Source organism: Chitinophaga sp. CB10 (assembly GCA_001870995.2).
Lineage (GTDB): Bacteria > Bacteroidota > Bacteroidia > Chitinophagales > Chitinophagaceae > Chitinophaga.
On record MLAV02000010.1, the window covers coordinates 147,638 to 168,374 of the forward strand.

A 20,737-nucleotide genomic window follows, 5' to 3' on the forward strand; every position below is an offset into this window, starting at 1 on the left:
TCACTACCCCCCTAAAAATTAAAACCCATATTCACATAAAACCTTAACCGCCCCAACTGGTCACTATACATCATAGTCGCCTCAATAGGCCCTAACCTGCTGCTATAGCCGAATCCCAGCCCATACCCGCTCAAATACTTATACTTCCCGCTCGTACTGGCATTCAGGTCATATACCGCCGCTCCTACCCTTGGCATCCCAAACAAGTTCCGTAAAAACTCCCACTGCCAGGCTACCTGTACAGCCGCCACGCTGGTGGTAATAGCTTCCCCTTCAAACAAGCCCACAAACGGGACCTGGTTATGCATCACATCCGTCATGCCCCCAATGAAATAGGTATTCACGCCGGACTGCTGGTTGCCGAAATTCACCGCGCCGGCTGCATTCAGTTCCAGGGCTGATTTATCATCGAAATGCAGGTAGTATTTCATCTTCAGCATGGCATGCTGGAAATCCCGGAAGCTGATGCCCACACTGTCCGGATCCAGCGGCTGCCCGTCCATACTCACCCGTATGCCGGAGTGCTGGCTGTAGATATAGCCTGTCTGGAAATCCAGCAGCATCCCTTTAGTAGGGTAAATTTTTCTGTCGAGAGAATTAATGCCGAAGTACACAAAGCTGTTCATCTGGTTGGTACTGCCCCTGAGCTCCAGCAGCGGGGAATACTGGGGCTTGTACTTGATATATTCCCACCTGGTGGCCGCTCCCATGGCCATGGTACCGCCAAAGGTAAACTGCACGTTCATGCCCACATGCGCGTACTTATTCCGGTAGTTCTGCATCTTATCAAAATCCTGGTCGTAGAAATTCAACCCGTTATTTTCATAATAGGTTTCCAAACCGAATCCAAAGTTCCTGCGCCGCCCCAGGTACTTAAAGTACTGCGCCTCCAGGCGGGGATTTTCGCTGATGCCCAGCGTCACGAAGCTGCGGGAGTTTTTCACGATAAAATTCCGCTGGGTAAGGTTTACCACCGCCATCACGTTCGTGAAGCTGTTATAATTCAACGCCACCTTTGCATAGGTAAGCGCGTTCTCTTCCACATCAATATCCATGCGGCTCCGCCCGTACCCTTCCGGCGTAAGGTTATAGGTGATCAGCTTGTAGAACCTCGTCCCAAACACGTTCTGCACGGCCTCTTTCAGCTGCTGGGAGGTATAGCAGCCGCCGGGTTGCAGCCGGAGGCGCTGCTTGAAGAACTTTTCATCGGAGTGTACCAGCCCGTTTACGTGTATGCTGCTCAGTTCTATATCGGCCGCAAACGGCAGCCGGTTGGCCACAAAGCTATCCTTTGGCGGATACAGGGCATTGAGGGAATCCGCCAGGTGTTTGAACAGGGGGTACATTTCCCGGCCCACCTTCTGCCCCGCGGCAATGATGGAATCCACACTGCCAAAGCTGGCGGCGGAGTAGGCGCTTAATTCTTTATTTAGGGAGATATAAATATCGCATTTCTTCCGGGCTTCCTCAAAGTCCGCAGCATCTTTGTAAAAGCCAAGCTGGTACAGGATATCAATAGGGGTCACGAGCTTGTCCGCCTTTTGCAATCCGCCGCTCACGTTGGAGCCGATTACGAGGTCCGCCCCCATTTCCCTGGCGGTAATAACCGGGAAATTGCGTACCACGCCCCCGTCCACCAGCTTGCGCCCATCAATGGTTACAGCGGTGAAGACGGAGGGGATGGCCATACTGGCGCGCAGACTGGTCACCAGCTCCCCGCTGTCGAGGGTCACGATTTCGCCGGTGGCCACATCTGTGGCGATGCACTTGAAAGGAATATTGAACCTGGAAAAATCTTTCTGGTCTTTTGCCGGCCAGCAGAGTTTGGCCAGCTGCAGCCAGAGGGCTTCGCCGGAAATCACGCCGGACGCCAGCTTGGGCCGGCCGTATTCAAAAGGTATCTCGATGATGTATTTGTTGTACTCCCCTTTTTCTTCATAGGAGATGTCCGTTATATTCGGCTGGTTGCTGAACAGCACATTCCAGTCCATATGCTTCGCGATGGCCTCAATGGAATCCCCGGAGTAGCCGATGGCATATAGTCCGCCGATGATACTTCCCATACTCGTGCCCGTGAGGTAGTCAATTTTCAGCCCGGCGCTGTCTATCGCCTGTAAGATGCCGATATGCGCCAATCCGCGCGCACCGCCCCCGCTGAGGGTAAGCCCTATCTTCGGCCTGTGGCCGTTCTGCGCGGACGCCCACAGGGTTCCACATAACAATAAGGCGAGTAAGGTAATATGCCGCAATCTCATGGGTTATAACAGCTCTTCTCTAAAGATAAAGAAAGATTGTATGCGGTTATGAAACATAACAAAGTTTCATTAACTTTTACGGATACTTTTTATCATCCAATCCGTCTACACGTTTATGAAAACACTCACTGCTAAGCAGAACATCTGGCAGGTTATCTTCGCCTCCTCGGCAGGCACGCTGATTGAGTGGTACGACTTCTACATCTTTGGTAGCCTGTCGTCCATTATCTCTGAAAAATTCTTTCCGCCCAGCAACCCTGAACTGGCTTACATCGCCACCCTGGCCTTCTTTGCCGTGGGCTTTATCGTACGCCCCTTCGGCGCGATCGTATTCGGCCACCTGGGGGATAAGGCAGGGCGCAAATACACCTTCCTGCTCACGCTCATGATCATGGGCGGCTCCACCTTCGCCATAGGCCTGATTCCCAGCTATGCCACCGTTGGCATTGTAGCGCCGGCGCTGATCCTGGTGCTACGGCTCCTGCAGGGGCTCGCATTGGGCGGGGAATACGGCGGCGCGGCTACCTATGTGGCGGAGCATTCCCCGGCGGAAAAACGGGGGTATTATACCAGCTTTATCCAGACCACGGCTACACTGGGCCTGTTTGTATCGCTGGGCGTCATTCTCGCCACGCGCACCAGCATGTCGCCAGAGGCGTTCAATGAATGGGGCTGGCGCATACCGTTCCTGCTCAGCGTACTGCTCGTAGTGATGTCCTACTACATCCGCATCCGCCTGCAGGAATCCCCCCTGTTTGCCCAGATGAAATCCGAAGGCAAAACCAGCGCGAACCCTATCAAGGAAAGCTTTGGCAACAAGGAAAACCTGAAATTAGTGCTGATTGCGCTCTTTGGCGCTACTATGGGGCAAGGCGTGGTATGGTACACCGGGCAGTTCTATGCGCTCTCCTTCCTGCAAAAAACGATGAATATCGAATTTGTGCAGTCCAATGTCATCATCGCGATTGCATTACTGCTGGGTACTCCGTTCTTCATCTATTTCGGCGGCCTCTCCGACCGGATCGGGCGCAAGAAGATCATGATGGCGGGTATGCTCATCGCAGCCCTGGCCTACTACCCTATTTACGCCGCTATGGATAACATTGGGAACGTCAATAATAAAGTGGAGCTAAAGGATGCCTTCCGCATCGAGAATAAGAGCCATCGCAATGACGCGGGGGAAATGGTGACCGTGACCACCCGCGTACATACCTACGACGATCAGACCATCCTGAACGAAACGGATGGCAAAAAAGAAATTATTGTGAGCACGAAGAACCTTTCACTGCTCGTATTGCTGGTATTTATCCAGGTGCTTTTTGTGACGATGGTATATGCGCCTATCGCGGCATTCCTGGTGGAGCTGTTCCCAACCCGCATCCGCTATACGTCTATGTCCCTGCCGTATCATATCGGCAACGGGGTTTTCGGAGGGCTGCTGCCTACGATTTCTACCATCCTCGTTACGCAATACCATAACCACCTGGCCGGGTTGATCTACCCGATTGCCATAGCGCTGATCTGCTTTGTGTTTGGGATGGTCATGATCCGCGAACGGAAAGGAGAAGCTTTATAATTGCTGCGACTGCAGCTGCTCCAATAATGGCTGCAGCTGCAGTTCCGGATGCGCCTCCATCAGCTGCCGCACTTTCGCCACCTGGGTAGCCAGGAACTGCTGATGGCGGACGCCCTCCGGGTGGAATGGCCGGTGGGCCGCCGCCTTGCGTAATTCGGAGAGCTGTTTGAGTATTGGCAGGCTCTGTGGATGCAGGCAGTGCCCGAGCACTTTATCCCAGACATAGTCGATAGCCTGTTGATTAGGATGCACTAAATCTTCCTTAAAAAACCTATAATCCCTCAAATCATCGATCACCAGTTCATATGCCGGGAAATAATACAGCCGCGCAAACTTATTGACCAGGTGATGTACCGCCTGCAGCAGCACCGCTTTGCTGAGGTTATTCTCCACCACGCCATCGCGAATATAACGGACCGGGCTTACGGTAAACAGGATGTTCACCTTCCTGTTCCTGAAAAACAGCCGGTGCATCACGTTATCGAGGGCGGTAATGATTTCTTCAGCGGATAACAGACGTTTATAGAAGTTGTCCCCGGGCACTTTATGGTTATTGGCTACCAGCCGGTTGTTTTCCTTCAGGTGCCATGCATGCGCACTCCCGAGCGTCAGCACCAGCCAGTCGGCATTTTCCAGTTGCGCGGCCGCCTGCTGCTGATGGCGGTTGATTTCTTCCAGCACCTTATCCGGGTCAGCGCCGGAAAAACGGCTGTGATGGTCCCAGCTATGCCAGCGGTCATCATGGAAGAAGAGGTCATTTTTCGTATATACCTTACCGTCCAGGTAGGTGGTAAGGGCATGGGTGATACTGAGAGGATTGAACAGTATGCCATGCGGGTTGATGAGGGTATTAAAAAAATTCGCTTCCAGCTTACGTCCTATCTCCTCTGCAAAGCAGGAGCCCATCAGCAACAGCTGATCGCCGTACTGAATGCCATTTTCCAGGGTATCTACCGGGAAGCTCAGGTGAAATTGCATGTAATCCGCTTAATTCTTAAAAACAATATCGGCCAGGGCCTGGGCTTTCAGCATGGCTGACTGGTCCAGCTGCAGGGGCGCCTGCTGCCGTTCGCAAAATGCGACCAGGTTTTCCGTTGCCAGGTTGCCCACCAGCTCATCTTTGGCCATAGGGCAGCCGCCAATGCCTTTCAGGGCGCTGTCGAACCGCCGGCAGCCGTGTTCCCAGGCTGCCAGCACCTTTTCCTCCCAGCTGTGGGGGGCTGCATGAAAATGCGCGCCAAACTCCACCTGCGGGTAGGCCGGAATGAGGTGGTTAAAGAGGTTACGGATGGTGACGGGGTCGGCAACGCCCACGGTATCCGCCAGGGAAATGGTGCCGATTTCCATCTTCACCATTTCCTCCACCCAGCGCAGGACGATTTCCGGGCTATAGGCATCCCCGTAAGGGTTGCCGAAGCCCATGGAAATATAAACGACCAGCTCTTTTTTATTTTTGATACAGAGTTCCTGGATGGTTTGCACCTGTTCCAGCGACTCAGCGATGGTTTTATTGGTATTGCGCAGCTGAAAGGTTTCCGATACCGAGAAGGGAAACCCGAGGTAACTGATTTCATCGAACACCACTGCTTCTTCGGCCCCTCTTACATTGGCTACAATAGCCAGCAGCTTACTTTTAGTGCCGGAAAGGTCCAGTTGCGGCAGCACTTTGGCGGTATCGGCCATCTGCGGAATGGCTTTAGGCGATACAAAGCTGCCGAAATCGATGGTATCAAAGCCCACTTTGAGGAGGGCGTTGAGGTACTCCACTTTTTCTTCCGTGCTGATGATCCTGTGCCATCCCTGCATGGCGTCTCTTGGACATTCTATCAGTTTAAGCATATGCATAGTTTGGAATAAAGCAGTTTTGAGAAATACGGTTACATCCGCTGCTTCATGGCTTCGTACAGGATAATGCCCGCTGCTACCGATACGTTGAAGGATTCAAACTTACCGGCCATCGGGATGCGGAACAGTACATCGGATGCTTTGCGCAGCGCCGGATATACGCCTTTATCCTCGGAGCCCATGATAACGGCCACCGGCTCGGTAAGGTCGCACTCGTGCAGCATGGCATCTGTTTCCATTTCGCTGGTAAGCACTTTGATACCGTTGAGATGGAGGGTATCGATGGCTTTGAGCAGACTGTTTACCCGGCAGATGGCGATGCGTTCCAGCGCGCCGGCAGAGGATTTCATGGCTTCTTCATTGAGGGCGGCCACGCCTTTGTCCGGTATGATGATGGCCTGGGCCCCGCAACATACTGCACTGCGGGCAATGGCGCCGATATTCCGTACGTCCGTAATACCGTCCAGTATGAGGAACAGCGGGGTTTGCCCCTGTTCGGTTACATGAGAAATTACGTCCTGCAAATCCAGGTAGGTCACATTACCGGCCAGGGCAATAACGCCCTGGTGATTGGCCTGGGTAAGCCCGTTGAGCTTTTCCACCGGTACCAGGTTGACAGGTATATTATAGGTTTGTGCCGCTTCTTTTATCTGTGGGATGATATCCCCCGTAGCACTGCGGAGCATGAATATGCGTTCGATAGGCTTGCCGCTGTTGATGGCTTCCATAACCGGCTGACGGCCTATGATCAGCGATGACTGCTTCGGACGCGGGCTCGCGTGCCGCTTAAATTTCCTTTCCATTGGCACAAAGATACAGGTAGTTGCGGACATACCGTGCTAATACCCCAGCAGCCGCAGCTTCATTCGCTGGATAGCCGCTACGGATATGGAATCGGTGATCTCCATGTCCTGCACCATACGGAAGGCTTCCTCGAAAGGCACTTTCCGGACGGTGAGCTGCTCGGTTTCTTCCGGCTCGGAGGCGCCCTGTTGCAGGCCGCGGGCAAGGAATACCACCGCTGTTTCGTCCGTCACGGAGTTGGAGGTATCGATGCGGGTCAGCAGTTCCCATTCGGCGGCTACCAGCCCTGTTTCCTCCAGCAGCTCGCGTTTGGCGGCATCCAGCGGGTCCTCGTCCAGCGCGCCGCCGCCCTCCGGGATTTCCCAGCTGAAACGGTTCAGCGGAAAGCGGAACTGCCCCACGAGGTAAGTGTTCATCTCCTCATCCAATGCCAATACGCCGATGGCTATATTTTTAAAATGCACGACCCCGTAGATGCCGGGATTGCCGGCAGGGTTCAGCCCTTCGTTATGCGTGATCCTGATCCAGTTGTTTTCGTACCTCGTTTCGCTGGAATGTATTTTCCAGGGGTTCTGATGTTTATCCATCCTGTAAAAAGTAAAATGAAAAATGAACGGTTAAACGGACAGATAATAGTAATAGAAATCGGTGTCTTTCTTAAACCCTTTTCCTTCGTACAGTCGCTGTGCGGTTTCGTTGGTCACCTCCGTTTGTAACGTTACATATCCTGCGCCGGTATCGATGGCCAGCTGCCGGGCGGCGTCCACTAACCTGCTGCCGGCGCCTTTGCCCCGATGGGCTTCCAGGACAAATAAATCGTTCAGCAACCACGCACGTTTCATGCCAAGTGAGGTAAAAATCGGGTAAAGCTGCATAAAACCCACGATTTCGTCCGCTTCCATGGCCACGTAAATGCGGCTTTCCCCTTTTTCCATGCGCTCGGAGATGAATTTGAGCGCGCCGTCAAAATCCGGCGCGGATTTGTAGAAGGTCCGGTAGGTATCGAACAATACCGCCACTTCGTTGAGGTGCATGGTGGTTGCCTGGATAATTTCCATATGAATTGATTTAAATAGTTCTCAAGTTAAACCCTTTTGGGCAAAAATAGTTCAGATGCCTGATCCGGTAAAAACCGGGGCGGCATCTGACTATACTTCTACCTTAATATTTTCGTGTAGGGGTTGGGGTTATAACCCGGACAGGTTCCGGGGATATGTTGTCATGACATCGCAGTGCGTTTATTCTTCGCCACGGCATTATTCACCAGGTACACCCCGCCCAGGGTAATCATTGATCCCAGGCCCATCATCCAGGTCAGTCCTTCCTTCAGCCAGAACCAGCCCAGCAGCACCGCCACAATAGGATTGATGTACGCATACACCGCCGCCAGCGAGGTAGGCATGTTATTCAGCACAAACACATAGGCGCTGTAGGATAGTAACGATCCCACCAAAATCAGGTACAGCAGGCTTTCCCAAAGCTCGGTATCAAAACTGCCGAACTGCAATGGCTCGCCCATGAACAAGGTGGACACCACCAGCATCACCATTCCGCTGAAAAACATCTGGTAGCCTGCCCCGTAGAGGAAATTAATATTCAGCGCCCACTTGGCCGTTAGCACGGAACCCAGCGCCCAGCAAAGGGAGGCGAACACGCAGAGCATGATGCCGAAGCGGAAATCCGGGTTGATCATGCTGGATAAATAATTGTAAAAGATGGCCGCCACGCCCGCAAAGCCCAGCAGCAGCCCGATGCACAGCTGGGTACTGAGCCGGGTGCGCTGCACCATGAAGAAGCTGAAGAGCGTGATCCAGATAGGCACGGTGGCGCTGATGATGGCGCCCAGGCCACTGGGAATATATTTCATGGACCAGGTCATCAGGCCATTGCTGCCGCAGAGCATGAGCAATGAAATCAGGAAGAGCTTCAGTAACACTTTACGCTCCGGTACGGCGTGGCCGCGGAGGAGGAAGAAAACTACCAGAATAAATCCCGCCGTGCCTTGCCGCAAGCCTGACAGCGTGATGCCATGCAGGTGGCGGACGCCTATGCTGGAAGCCATATAAGTGGTGCCCCAAAAAATACTAACGATCGTTAGCGCCAGGTATCCGATTGGTGTAGCTTTACGCATGTTATGATGATGTGTGGTTAACGTTGCGATGCCATGCAATAGCTGCCTACCCCTGTATTTGCAGGGACTTGCAGCGTTGTTACCTGTTTTTCCGGTTGTGGAAATAAGGTAATTACAACACAAAATTGATGAAATTCAGATTCTTAAAACAGATGCAGTTTTGGATATTTTAGGCGTATCAGATTTTAGCGGAGGGGGTTGCTCGCAAAGGGGCATAAGGGGGCAAAGGAGGGTTGCTCGCAAAGTGGCATAAGAAGGCAGAGTGACAAAGGGGCAAAGGAGGGTTGCTCGCAAAGTGGCATGAGAGGGCAGAGTGGCAAAGGGGCAAAGGAGGGTTGCTCGCAAAGGAGGGTTGCTCGCAAAGTGGCATAAGAGGGCAGAGTGGCAAAGGAAGATCTTGCAGATAACGCTTATTTCAACCCGCTCGCCTTCATGATCCAATTATCCTGCCCCCCAACGCAAAGTCCCACACATACCCCTCACCTCATCCCTTTAAACAAATCCCCGCCCTCATGATCCAGCAACCAGCGCTTCCGCCACAGCCCTCCTGCATAGCCCGTCAGCACACCGTTTGCGCCCACTACACGGTGGCAGGGCACAATAATCGCAATGGCATTTTTGCCATTCGTAGTACCTACTGCGCGTATGCTCTTCACGTTATTGATCCGTTTGGCAAGTTGCAGGTAAGTGATGGTTTGCCCGTACGGGATTTTCAACAACTGATCCCATACCCGGTGCTGGAATTCAGATCCCGGTTGGGAGAGGGGAAGGTCGAACGACTTCCGGTCGCCCGCGAAATATTCAAACAGCTGCTGCGCACATTCCAGCAGCAGCGGCGGCGCCTCATGGAAGACGTCTTCCGGGTTATCGGTAAAAGAAACGGCGGTGATATGGGTGGTAGTGCCGCTAATCAGCAGCGGCCCTACGGGGGAGTCTATACGAAGATGATACAGCGCATCCATATGACATTTATTGGGGTAGTAATGTTCTCCAAAGGTAAAACGTAGCATAGGCAGCATGTTGCCCCCATTTGCCGGTGATGGCTTTCAACTCCGCTGCCGATGGCTTGGCGGATAGCTGCAAACGCGCCTTGATGGCGTTGTGCAGGCCGGCGTCTTCCAGGGGCAGCGCTTCCGGGAAACGGCCGTACTTCATCAGGATGTAATTGGCGGACCAGTTGCCGATGCCTTTCAGCGCCAGCAATCGCTCTTTCGCCTGGTGGTAATCCATGCGGTCCAGCGCCGCCATGGAAAAGGTTCCGTTCACGATCTCCTGCGCGGTGGCAATCAGGTAGCGGGCTTTGCCACCGGAAAACTGCATGCCGGTCAGCACTTCCGGGCTTAGGGCGGCAATCACTTCCGGGCGGGGAAACAGGTGGTAGGTCTGGCCATCCAGGTCAACGCTGCAGCCGAAATGCCGGATGAGCCGCTCGCGCAGGGTGTACGCAAACGTGAGGTTGATCTGTTGCCCTATGATCGTCCAGCAGAGGGTTTCAAACAAGTCGGGGATACCGATCAGCCGCAGCCCTTTATATCGCTCCGGCAAGCCTGCCAGCAAAGGCTGCTGCGCAGCGAAATCATAGAAAGGTTGTAATGCGCCATCCAGGTGCAGCCACCGGGTTACGTACTGGGATATGCAGGCGATGGCTTTGTCAGAAATCCCCTGCGTTTCACCGGCAACGCCCTTTTCCACCAGCCGGACGTCCACGCCCATCTTCTCCCCTTCCACTCCCGTCACGGTCGCCAACACCAGCCTTCCATCCGCTACCATCATCTTCTGCAACCTTCCGTCCCGGATAAAATGCAGGTTCTCCTTATCCGACCTGCCCAGGAATACCAGGCATTCCGCAAAGGAAAAATTGCCGGGATCGTTGATATCCACAAAAATTTTCATATCCTGCAAAATTAGACAATCAGGCCGCAACCACAAGCCCGATAATTGCGAAAAACAGATGTAATTTCTTACTTTTATACCGTATCAGATTTTTGCGGTATGTTTAAAACAGCAGAACACCTGTATATCCAGGTAGCAGACAATATCGAGCAGCTCATCGAAAAGGAAGTCCTCAAAATCGGTGAAAAACTGCCATCCGTGCGTACTTTGAGCAAGCAGCAGGGCATCAGCCTGAGTACGGCCTTCCAGGCGTATTACCACCTGGAAGCCAAAGGGCTAATCGAATCCCGCCCCAAATCCGGCTACTACATCCGCTTCAACAGCAAGCGCATGCCGGAGCTGCCCGCCAGCTGCGAGCCGGTAAAGAAAGCGGCGGAAGTAACCGTCCACGAAATGGTAGCAGCCGTGTTTAACCTCATGGCCGCTTCCGACGTAGTGAAGTTCTCCGTCGCCACCCCGCCGCCGGATATCCTGCCCGGCGCCAAAATGGCCAAAGCCGTCGTACAAGCCCTGCGGGAGCTGCCCCACTACGGTATTGCCTATGATCCGCTGCAAGGCAACCTCCGCCTGCGCAGGCAGCTGGCGTTATTGTCCCTCAGCTGGGGCGGCGCCTTTACGGAAAACGATGTGGTCACTACCAACGGCTGCGTAGAGGCGTTAACGTTATGCCTCAGCGCTACCACCCAACCCGGCGATACGATCGCGATCGAAAGCCCGGCTTATTACGGCGCGCTGCAGCTGGCGGAAGGACTGGGACTGAAAGTCCTGGAAGTGCCCACGCATCCAACTACCGGGGTCGACCTCGCGTATCTCGACAAAGCCATTCCCCGCCATAAAATAAAAGCCTGCCTCTTCGTCCCCAATTTCAACAACCCTATCGGCTGTTGCATGCCGGACAAGCAGAAGAAAGAACTGGTGAGCATTATCGAGAAATACGACATCGCGCTGATAGAAGATGACATCTACGGGGACCTCTACTTCGGCAAACAGCGCCCCGCCACCTGCAAAACGTTTGATAAAAAAGGAAATGTGCTCTATTGCAGCTCCGTGTCTAAATCCGTTGCCCCGGGATTCCGCGTCGGATGGACGCTTCCGGGAAAATACAAAGACCGCATCCTGCAATTGAAACATATGCATGCCATCGCCTCGCCCAGCATCACCCACGCCGCCGTAGGGAACTTCCTGGAGACCGGCCGGTATGAAAATCATTTGAGAAATCTCCGTAAAGTATTACATACCCAGTACCTGCGTTATTCCCAGGCTATCATGGAGTACTTCCCGGAGAGCGCCCGCGTGAGCCGCCCGCAGGGTGGTTGCGTGCTGTGGATAGAGCTGGAAGGGCATATCAATACATACGAACTGTTTCAGCAGGCGCTGAAGCACAAAATCAGCATTTGCCCCGGAAGAATTTTTTCCCTGCAGGACAGGTACAGCAATTGTATGCGTATCAGTTTCAGCGTACCCTGGAGCAAGCAGGTAGACGATAGTTTGAAGCTGTTGGGAAAACTGATCCGTAAAATGGGGTAACCCGGTAATATTTCCCGCCAGGAAGCTACCAGCGGGAAATACCGGAACAATTACAAAAATGACAAATCAACCGGCGAGGGGATGTACGGCAAAGCCTCCGTCCACATTCACTTCGGAACCGGTAATGAAGCTGGCGTCAGGGGAAGCCAGGAAAGTCACCAACTTGGCTACTTCCGAAGGCTGACCGATGCGCTTCAATGGTACCAGCGTACCGAACTGGTCGAGGGTGCTTGCGTCAATTCCCGCCTTATCGAATATAGGGGTGTATATAGGCCCCGGATTCACGGCATTTACACGGATATTCCTGGATGCCAGTTCCCTGGACAGCGTACGTGCAAGGGAGTTAAGCGCCGCCTTGCTGGCGTTGTACACGGAAGCGTTAGGCATGCCGGCCAGGGCATTGATGGACGAAAGGAAGATGATGCTGCCGCCTTCGTTGATCAGCGGGAGCAGGTATTGCGCAGTGAAGAAGGCCCCTTTGAAATTGATATCCATCGTGGTATCAAAATTCTCTTCCGTGGTATCTTCAAAGCTGGCAAACTTTCCTACGCCGGCGTTGATGAACAATACATCTATTTTACCATAACGGTGTTGGATATACGACGCCAGTTCCTTCGTATCCGCGAGCGACTGCTGATCAGCGGTAAAGCCCGCCGCCGGCTCGCCCAGCTGCTGCACTGCTTTTTGCACAGCGTCCGCATTACGGCCGGTGATGAGTACCCTGTATCCTTTCTTCAAAAATTCTTCTGCTGTAGCATATCCTATTCCGCTGTTGCCGCCTGTTACAACGACTGTTTTATCCTGATAAGCACTCATTTTTTAAAGATTTAAATATTTCAATATAATAGGCCAAAAAAATATACATGTTGGGTGGGCCTTGAGGCCCGACAATGGATGAAGTGGTTTATTCGGGGTTATGGATGAAGTCGATCTGGTTGGAGAAATACAATTACAACTATGGCAAATTGGTAATTAACCTGCTAATGGATGAACGCTGAAACCGCCGTCAATACTGATTTCAGCCCCATGTACAAACGACGCTTCCGGGGATGCGAGGAAACCTGCCATGCTGGCTATTTCGGCCGGTTCTGCCACTCTGCCCAGTGGTACGCGGCTGGCCATATGGCGGAGGGTATCTTCGCCCAGTCCTGCTTTTTGTAAAATGGGTGTGTTTACGGGGCCGGGAACAATGGTATTGACCCGGATGTTGCGCGGAGCCAGTTCTCTGGACAAGGTCCTGGCCAGGGAATTGAGCGCCGCCTTGCTGCTGAGTGAACAGCCGCGCCCGGCATGCCGCCGTTGGCGTTACTGGAAGACAGGAAGAGGATGCTGGCGCCGTCCTTCATCAGCGGCAACAGTTGCTGCACCGTGAAAAACGCTCCCTTGAAATTCGTGTCCATCAGTTCGTCAAATAGTTCTTCTGTCGTAGCTTCGAATGGTCCAAACTTCCCGATACCGGCGTTGATAAAGAGCACGTCTATCTTACCGTAACGGGAACGTACATACTCCGCCAGCTTAATGGTGTCTTCCAGTGATTGCACATCCGCCTTAAAGCCCTCGGTCGGAAAGCCCAGGTCGTAAACGGCTTGTTGTATGGCCGCAGGGTTTCTACCTGTGATCAGCACGCGGTAACCTCTGCCTAAAAATTCTTCTGCCGTAGCATAACCTATTCCGCTGTTGCCGCCAGTGATGACGATCGTTTGCTGTTGTTTCTTTGCCATTCTTTTGAAATTACCTGTGTGAACAGATAGAAATCCCTTTTTAGCTATACAATCTGTTATGATGAACTCAGTGATCCACCGGGGCAAAAGTTTGGTTCCTGTTTTCTTCTGTTGTGTCTTTTGCCTGCCTCCGGTGTTTCCGCTGAGGGAATTCCGTTTTGGTGGAAGGTTCCGCTCTCCCCGCACCCGTAGCGGGGAAAGCGCCTCCGTTTGTACTTACCATTAACCAAAATCTGCTTTCAATGCCCGTTTTTGAAAACAGATCGCTGATGATTCCTTTGATTTATTTAAAAGTTTCAATGTTTAAACACTTAAAAAAAGAGATTCGCATCTCCCATATCTAAACATTTAAAAAAATCGATGTTTCAACGGATAAAAAAAGCTGGGCGCTTTCACCAGGGAAAGCCATCAGCTCAATTTAAGAAAGAACATCGACAGCTGTTTCATCATCTCTTTATTGATGGTGAGCTCCAGCACACGACCCGTCTTTGTTGAATTAAGAACTCCACTGTCCACCAAAATCTTTACGTGGTGCGAAACAGTAGGCTGAGATAAACAAGTCAGACCACACATATCGCCACAAGCCATACTTCCCTTTTTCGCGATCTCCATCAGAATGGATAACCGGTGTTTGTCCGCTATGGCATTGGCTGCTTTTTCAATTAATCCCAAATCCATGATGCAAATGTAATACTATTTTTGAAATATCGAAATTTTTCGATGAATTTTTTTTTGCGGCGATTTCAAAACAAAATTAAGATTTCCCGGAAAATACCGGAGGAAACCGGATGATACATGAAACGTTTCCGGGGGACAGGCCACCGTTACAGTCAGTTCGGTTATTTTTTGGGGGAGAGATGTAGCGCCGCGCGGGCAGCTGCTACGGCCGGGCTCCACCATGCGCCCGGAATATGCCATAGGCGCCGCCCCGCGATGGGGAAAACGGCTCCTGTAAAACGCTGCCGGCACTACCTTCGCGGGTTTGCCCACCTGAAACCCCGGCTAACAGCCCATTGCCCTCCTCCTCACTCTCCCTTCCCATACGCAAACTCCACTGTAAACGTCGTCCCCTGACCCTCTTTGGACACCACGCTGATCCGCCCCTTATGCAGCTTAATGATCCGCGAAGCCAGCGGCAACCCAATACCCGTACCATCCGCGTACTGCCCGTTCGCCCCCCTGTAAAACGGCGTAAATATATTAGGCAGGTCCTTCTTCACAATCCCCACTCCATGATCGCTGAACCGCAGAATAGTATGCCCCTTGAACCAGGTCACCACCACCTGCATCTCATGATTATCCGAAAACTTGCACCCGTTTTCCATCAGGTTCACAAATGCCACCTTCAGCAAATATTCATTGCCTTCAATAGATAAATAATCCGGTGCATCCTCCCCTTCTTCAAAATTTACATTGATCCGGTAAAAGGGAAACGCCTTCAACACCTCTTCCCTGCCCTCCATCAGCACCTCGTCCAACCGGAGGGGCTTGAAGCGGATCTCCGCCGGGTCATAACTCGCCTTGGCCAGGTCGAGCAAACTGTTGGAAAGCCGCACCAGCTGCCGGGCATCCGCAATCGCATGCTGCATGCTCTGTAAATACTCCTCCGCAGGCCTTTCCCGCGAGGCGGAAATTTCCAGCTCCGCCATCATGGCCGTGAGCGGGGTACGTAACTCGTGGGAAATGTTGGATACGAACTGCTTCTGCGCTTCGAACGACTGCTCCAGCCTGTCCAGCATGGCATTGAACGTCACGGCCAGTTCCGCCATTTCATCCTTCCCGTTGCCTTCCGGCACCCGCTTATCCAGGTTGGTAGCGGTTATCTCCTCTACGCGGTCCACCATCCGGGAAACCGGCTTCAGCGCCAGCCTGGCAAAGAAGTACGCCGCTATAATAATGCAGATCACCGCCCCCACCCAGGAAAAACCCAGTATCCAGGCCAGGTAACGGAGCCGCGCATACCCGTATTCATCCTCCGCTACGGCGGTAATCAGGTAGGTATGCCCCTGGTGGCTATACGAAAAGCCTACCACCTGCAAATGCCCCTGGGTAAAGAAGATCTCCCCGCTTTCCAGGATGTTTTCCAACATGGCCGGCGTTTCCTTCACTTTGTCGATATCGGCAGCATCGTGGTACAACAGCTGAAACGTGGTGTCGTAAATGGCGATTTCCTCCTGCGCCAGGTTCCCGCTGCTGTTGCGGTAAATCAGTTGCAATACCTGCGGATCAATGTGCGCATCCAGCAGCAAATTGGCCTTGGTAATGGCCTGGCGGTGGAGGTTCTTGTAATAGTCCTCCTCACGGTCACGGGCATAGGAAATATAGATCACCACCACCAGCAGCAGCAATATTGCCGCAGTGATACCGGAAATTAATAAAGTCAGCCGCGTTCGGATTTTCATTTTATCCAGCTTTTAAAATGAAGCCCATACCCGTGCGGGTATGGATTAATTTGACGGAAAAGTCTTTATCTATCTTCTTTCTTAAATAGTTAATGTACACGTCAATGAAGTTGGTGCCGGTGTCATAATGCGTATCCCACACGTTCTCCGCCAGCTCCGTGCGGGATACCACCACTTCCGGGCGTTGCAGCAGGTATTCCAGCAGACGGAATTCCTTGGGGGTCAGGCTGATCTCCACCCCGTCCCGCACCACCGTTTTGGCGCGGAGGTCCATTTGCAGCCCGGCGTATTGCAATACCGTCGTAGGCTGCTGCCGCCGGCCGCTGTAGCGCTTCAACAGGGCTTTAATACGGACCTGCAGCTCCCGCAGGTCGAACGGTTTGACCAGGTAGTCGTCCGCGCCGGCTTCGAAGCCCTCCACCTTATCATCCGTGGTGTCCAGCGCGGTGAGCATCAGCACGGGGATGTCCGGCAAAGCCTCGCGGATAGTGCGGCTGAGCGATAATCCATCCACCCCTGGCAGGATAATATCCGTGATCACCAGCTCAAACTCCCCCGTCAGGGCCAGTTTAAGGCCGGCATTGCCGTCCCGGGCCAGCGTTACCTCGTAGCCGCTCTCCTCTAATCCACGCCGGATCAGCGTTCCCACCCTTTCTTCATCTTCTATGACTAATATCCTGATCATATCCAAATGTCTGTAATTATGCGCTAACGTTATTAAAGTTCGTAGTATTTCAATATTTTGTTGGCAAATTCTTAAAAATTGTGAGCAAACCAATACTTGTCATAAAATTTGGAACCGCGTCCATCACCCGCGAAAACGGGGACCTGGACGAAACGGTGATTGCCGGCATTGCCCGTCAGGTAGCGGAATTGCACGCATCCTATCATATCGTGCTGGTATCCTCCGGCGCAGTGGCCGCAGGCAGGCAATTCCTTAAAAATTATTCCGGCAGCATCAGCGAGCGCAAAGCTGCCGCAGCTATCGGCAACCCCCTGTTGCTGAGCAAATACAGCAAGTACTTCGCCCCGTACGATATCGCAGTAGCGCAAAGCCTTTGCGAGCGCCATCACTTCTCCAACAGGGAGCAGTTCCTGCAGCTCAAACGAACATACGAAGAACTCTGGGAAAATAATATCATTCCCATCGCCAACGAAAATGATGTGGTCAGCAATACGGAACTGAAATTTTCCGATAACGACGAACTGGCCACCCTCATCGCCGTGGGCTTCGGCGCCACCCAGCTGCTGTTCAGCACCTCCGTAGCCGGGGTGCTTGACCGGGACGGCAACGTGGTACCGAAACTGGATGTGATCGACCAGCAGGCGTTAGGCCTCGCGGACAAGGAAAAATCCGCCCTGGGCCTCGGCGGCATGGTATCCAAACTCACCTTCGCCCGCCTCGCCACCCGCATGGGCATACAGGTGGTCATATTCGGCATCCGTACTACGGACGGTATCCTGAACGCCATCAGCGGCAACACGGGCACCCTCTGCCTGCCGCAGCCCTGCAGCATGCCGGCCCGCCGCAAATGGCTCGCCAGCGGCAGCCTCGTAACCGGCCGTATCCTCGTGGATGCCGGCGCAGAACAGGCGCTCGCCAGCAGGCACTCCCTGCTCGCCGTAGGTATTAAAGAAGTGCTGGAGAAATTTGAAGAAGGTGAGGTAATCGAAATCGTTAACGAAAATAATATAGCCGTAGCCGTAGGAAGGGCCAAACTCTCTTCCGACGTGCTGGAAAAAAGCGGCCGCCAACAAAATACAGAAGTAGCGCATGCTGATGACATTGTGCTGCTGTAAATGACCCCCGATCATGCAAAGCATAGTAACGTTACTGGAACAGGCGCAGCAGGCTGCCCCTTCGCTCCGACAGCTCAACGACGCCCAGCGCCAGGAGCTGCTCAATGAACTGGCTGAAGTATTACAGCAAAAGACCACCGAAATCATGGCTGCCAACCAGCTGGACCTGGATAAAATGCCGGACGCAGATCCGAAGAAAGACAGGCTCCTGCTCAACGGCGCGCGTATCCGCGGACTGGCCGCAAGTCTGAAAGACATTGCCCGCCTGCCGGACCCGGCAAACGTGCTGGTACTGGAAAGGCACCTGGACAATGGTTTGCTCGTACAGAAGAAGACAGTTCCCCTCGGCGTAGTGGGCGTTATCTATGAATCGCGCCCCAACGTTACGGTAGACGTGGCCGCGCTTTGCATCCGCTCCGGCAACGTATGCGTACTCCGCGGCGGTACGGACGCGCTGCATACCAATACCATCCTCGTCAGCATCATACAATCCCTGCTGGAAAAATACCACACGGATAAAAACGCCGTTACGCTCATGCCCCCGGACCGCGCGCTGGTAGCGGATATGCTTACCGCCGTGCAGTATATTGACATCATCATTCCACGGGGTTCCCAGCAACTCATCGACTTCGTAAGAGCCAACTCCAAAGTGCCTGTCATCGAAACCGGCGCCGGCGTATGTCATACCTACGTGGAAAAGTCCGCCGACCTGGAACAGGCCGCCAACATCGTTACCAACGCGAAAGTATCCAGGCCTTCCGTATGCAACGCGCTGGATACCGTATTGGTAGACGAAGCCGTAGCGCCGGAATTCCTGCAACTCCTCGCGCCCAAACTGGCAGCCTATAAAGTGGACGTATATGCGGAACCGTTAGCCTTCCAGCTCCTGCAACAAGCGGGTTATCCTCATTTGCACCAGGCCGCCCCGGAAGATTTCGGCCGCGAGTTCCTGGACCTGAAATGCTCCGTAAAAGTAGTGCCAGGGCCGGATGCAGCGCTGGAACACATTCAAAAATATTCTTCCAAACACTCGGAAGCCATCGTATCCCGCGACCCGATCGTCAGCGAACGGTTCATGAACACCGTAGATGCAGCGGCCGTTTACGTCAACGCCTCTACGCGTTTCACGGATGGCGGCGTATTCGGGCTCGGGGCTGAAATCGGCATCTCCACCCAGAAACTGCATGCCAGAGGGCCATTCGCACTGGAAAAACTCGTAACCGAAAAATGGTTCGTGTATGGCAGCGGCCAGGTGAGGGAATAGGGCGGTTTTTTTCTCGCAAAGATGCATAAGGGGCAGGGCTCGCAGAGGGCCTTCGGCCTGAGCGGACTTTTTTCTCGCAAAGAGGCAGAGTTTCTCGCAAAGAGGCAAAGAGAGCAAAGAACGCAAAGGACCAGGTATTATAACAAAGACCCTCTGAGGGCTTTGCCCCCTTATACCCCTATGCGGTAATAATATCCGCTCAGGCCGAAGGCCCTCTGCGATCTTTGCCCTCTTATGCCACTTTGCGAGAAAAAATCCGCTCAGGCCGAAGGCCCTCTGCGATCTTTGCCCTCTTAAACCCCCTTTGCGATCTTTGCCCTCTTATGCCCCTTTGCGAGAAAAAATCCGAGAAACAATCCGCCTATGCTATCGTTACCTCACTATTCAAATACACATCCTGTATTGCTTGCAGCAATGCCGCTCCCTCTTCCATTGGCCGCTGGAATGCCTTCCGTCCGGAGATCAGCCCGGCGCCGCCCGCGCGCTTATTAATCACCGCAGAACGCACGGCATCCGCCAGATCTCCCTCCCCTGCTGACGCGCCGCCGGAATTAATAAGCCCCATCCGGCCCATATAACAATTCGCTACCTGGTACCGGCATAGATCAATCGGGTTATCGGAAGTCAGCTCCGTATAAATGCGGTTATCCAGTTTGCCGTAGCTGGAAGTGCCGGTATTCAGCGCTTTATACCCTCCGTTCACCTCCGGCAGCTTCTGCTTGATGATATCCGCCTGGATGGTTACCCCCAGGTGGTTGGCTTGCCCCGTAAGGTCCGCAGCCAGGTGATAGTCCACATCCTTCTTAAACGCATCGTTGCGAAGGTAGCACCACAAAATAGTGGCCATCCCCAGCTCATGCGCATGTTCAAAGGCCTGCGCTATTTCCACCAGCTGCCGGTCCGCATTGTCGGATCCAAAATAAATAGTAGCGCCCACCGCCACCGCGCCCAGGTTCCAGGCCTCTTCCACCGTGCCGTACAACACCTCGTCAAAGCGGTTCGGGTAAGTCAGCAGCTGGTTATGATTAATCTTCACGATAAACGGGATCTTATGGGCATATTTGCGGGACACGGCCGCCAGCACCCCAAAGGTAGAGGCCACTGCGTTGCAGCCCCCTTCCAGCGCCAGCTTCACGATGTTTTCAGGATCGAAGTAAGCCGGGTTCTTCGCAAACGAAGCGCCCGCGCTATGCTCCACGCCCTGGTCCACCGGCAGGATAGACATATACCCGGTGTTGGCAAGCCGCCCTGTACCAAACAACTGCCCTAAACTCCGCAATACCTGCGGGTTCCTGCTGCTGTAACCGTAAATTTCATTCACCGTTTCAGGGCTTGGCAAATGCAGGCTCGACTTATGGATCGTTTTGCAGGAATGCTGCAGTAATAACTCGCTATCATTCCCCAGTAATTCACTGATGCGCTCTAAGGATAACATAACATACTTTTTTGGCTATCTAAATTTAACCAATTGCATTCGAACCTACCCGAATCATTTTTTATCTTTGCGCACGAACACATA

18 protein-coding genes and 1 pseudogene are annotated in these 20,737 nt (G+C 53.1%); 4 read left to right on the forward strand and 15 right to left on the reverse strand.

Going from position 1 to position 20,737, the window contains the following annotated elements; translation table 11 throughout:
- Positions 1-11: 11 nt before the first annotated feature.
- Positions 12-2,255, reverse strand: coding sequence for a patatin-like phospholipase family protein (locus BOC67_RS15755; protein WP_291911561.1), 2,244 nt, complete (start codon positions 2,253-2,255; stop codon positions 12-14).
- A gap of 115 nt (positions 2,256-2,370) precedes the next feature.
- Between BOC67_RS15755 and BOC67_RS15760 the strand changes: the two genes are divergently transcribed.
- Positions 2,371-3,831, forward strand: coding sequence for an MFS transporter (locus tag BOC67_RS15760; RefSeq protein WP_291911562.1), 1,461 nt, complete (start codon positions 2,371-2,373; stop codon positions 3,829-3,831).
- Here BOC67_RS15760 and BOC67_RS15765 read toward each other — a convergent pair.
- The 8 genes from BOC67_RS15765 to BOC67_RS15800 form a co-directional block, all read right to left on the reverse strand.
- Positions 3,826-4,809: a GSCFA domain-containing protein gene (locus BOC67_RS15765; protein WP_291911563.1), complete on the reverse strand. Its 984-nt coding sequence runs from the start codon at positions 4,807-4,809 to the stop codon at positions 3,826-3,828. The two genes, BOC67_RS15760 and BOC67_RS15765, sit on opposite strands and share 6 nt — an antisense overlap.
- 9 nt (positions 4,810-4,818) lie before the next feature.
- A complete protein-coding gene (locus BOC67_RS15770; RefSeq protein WP_291911565.1) occupies positions 4,819-5,670 on the reverse strand; it encodes a hydroxymethylglutaryl-CoA lyase in 852 nt (283 codons plus the stop codon).
- A 38-nt stretch (positions 5,671-5,708) separates the two neighbouring features.
- The gene (rlmB, locus tag BOC67_RS15775) at positions 5,709-6,479 is read right to left on the reverse strand and encodes a 23S rRNA (guanosine(2251)-2'-O)-methyltransferase RlmB (protein ID WP_291911567.1); all 771 of its coding nucleotides are present in this window, start codon (positions 6,477-6,479) and stop codon (positions 5,709-5,711) included.
- 36 nt (positions 6,480-6,515) lie between these two features.
- Positions 6,516-7,067 (reverse strand): NUDIX hydrolase, encoded by a 552-nt coding sequence (locus BOC67_RS15780; protein WP_291911568.1) that lies wholly within the window; start codon positions 7,065-7,067, stop codon positions 6,516-6,518.
- Between the two features lie 30 nt (positions 7,068-7,097).
- Positions 7,098-7,538: an N-acetyltransferase gene (locus BOC67_RS15785; RefSeq protein ID WP_291911570.1), complete on the reverse strand. Its 441-nt coding sequence runs from the start codon at positions 7,536-7,538 to the stop codon at positions 7,098-7,100.
- Between the two features lie 161 nt (positions 7,539-7,699).
- On the reverse strand, positions 7,700-8,611 hold the full coding sequence (locus BOC67_RS15790) for an EamA family transporter (protein ID WP_291911571.1): 912 nt from the start codon (positions 8,609-8,611) through the stop codon (positions 7,700-7,702).
- 479 nt (positions 8,612-9,090) lie between these two features.
- Positions 9,091-9,621, reverse strand: coding sequence for a methylated-DNA--[protein]-cysteine S-methyltransferase (locus tag BOC67_RS15795; RefSeq protein ID WP_291911572.1), 531 nt, complete (start codon positions 9,619-9,621; stop codon positions 9,091-9,093).
- Positions 9,581-10,504, reverse strand: coding sequence for a DNA-3-methyladenine glycosylase (locus BOC67_RS15800; RefSeq protein ID WP_291911573.1), 924 nt, complete (start codon positions 10,502-10,504; stop codon positions 9,581-9,583). Before BOC67_RS15800 ends, BOC67_RS15795 begins: the two co-directional genes overlap by 41 nt.
- Before the next feature lie 99 nt (positions 10,505-10,603).
- Between BOC67_RS15800 and BOC67_RS15805 the strand changes: the two genes are divergently transcribed.
- The gene (locus BOC67_RS15805; RefSeq protein ID WP_291911574.1) at positions 10,604-12,031 is read left to right on the forward strand and encodes a PLP-dependent aminotransferase family protein; all 1,428 of its coding nucleotides are present in this window, start codon (positions 10,604-10,606) and stop codon (positions 12,029-12,031) included.
- Positions 12,032-12,097: 66 nt separating this feature from the next.
- On the opposite strand, the gene BOC67_RS15810 is transcribed toward BOC67_RS15805, so the two are convergent.
- The 5 genes and pseudogenes from BOC67_RS15810 to BOC67_RS15835 all read right to left on the reverse strand — a co-directional run bounded on the left by BOC67_RS15810 (position 12,098) and on the right by BOC67_RS15835 (position 16,839).
- On the reverse strand, positions 12,098-12,847 hold the full coding sequence (locus tag BOC67_RS15810) for an SDR family oxidoreductase (protein ID WP_291911575.1): 750 nt from the start codon (positions 12,845-12,847) through the stop codon (positions 12,098-12,100).
- Between the two features lie 156 nt (positions 12,848-13,003).
- Positions 13,004-13,752 (reverse strand): annotated as a pseudogene (locus BOC67_RS15820) (SDR family oxidoreductase).
- A 408-nt stretch (positions 13,753-14,160) separates the two neighbouring features.
- Positions 14,161-14,430, reverse strand: coding sequence for a helix-turn-helix domain-containing protein (locus tag BOC67_RS15825; RefSeq protein ID WP_073078726.1), 270 nt, complete (start codon positions 14,428-14,430; stop codon positions 14,161-14,163).
- 347 nt (positions 14,431-14,777) lie between these two features.
- A complete protein-coding gene (locus BOC67_RS15830; protein ID WP_291911578.1) occupies positions 14,778-16,154 on the reverse strand; it encodes an ATP-binding protein in 1,377 nt (458 codons plus the stop codon).
- A gap of 1 nt (position 16,155) precedes the next feature.
- Positions 16,156-16,839 carry a response regulator transcription factor gene (locus BOC67_RS15835; RefSeq protein WP_291911579.1) on the reverse strand — a complete coding sequence of 228 codons (684 nt, stop codon included), beginning with the start codon at positions 16,837-16,839 and terminating at the stop codon, positions 16,156-16,158.
- An 80-nt stretch (positions 16,840-16,919) separates the two neighbouring features.
- Between BOC67_RS15835 and proB the strand changes: the two genes are divergently transcribed.
- On the forward strand, positions 16,920-17,954 hold the full coding sequence (proB, locus tag BOC67_RS15840) for a glutamate 5-kinase (RefSeq protein WP_291911580.1): 1,035 nt from the start codon (positions 16,920-16,922) through the stop codon (positions 17,952-17,954).
- Positions 17,955-17,967: 13 nt separating this feature from the next.
- Positions 17,968-19,218: a glutamate-5-semialdehyde dehydrogenase gene (locus BOC67_RS15845; RefSeq protein WP_291911581.1), complete on the forward strand. Its 1,251-nt coding sequence runs from the start codon at positions 17,968-17,970 to the stop codon at positions 19,216-19,218.
- 361 nt (positions 19,219-19,579) lie between these two features.
- Here the strand turns inward: BOC67_RS15845 and BOC67_RS15850 are convergent, their stop codons facing one another.
- Positions 19,580-20,653, reverse strand: a complete 1,074-nt coding sequence (locus tag BOC67_RS15850; protein WP_291911582.1) for a class I fructose-bisphosphate aldolase — start codon at positions 20,651-20,653, stop codon at positions 19,580-19,582.
- Between the last annotated feature and the right edge of the window lie 84 nt (positions 20,654-20,737).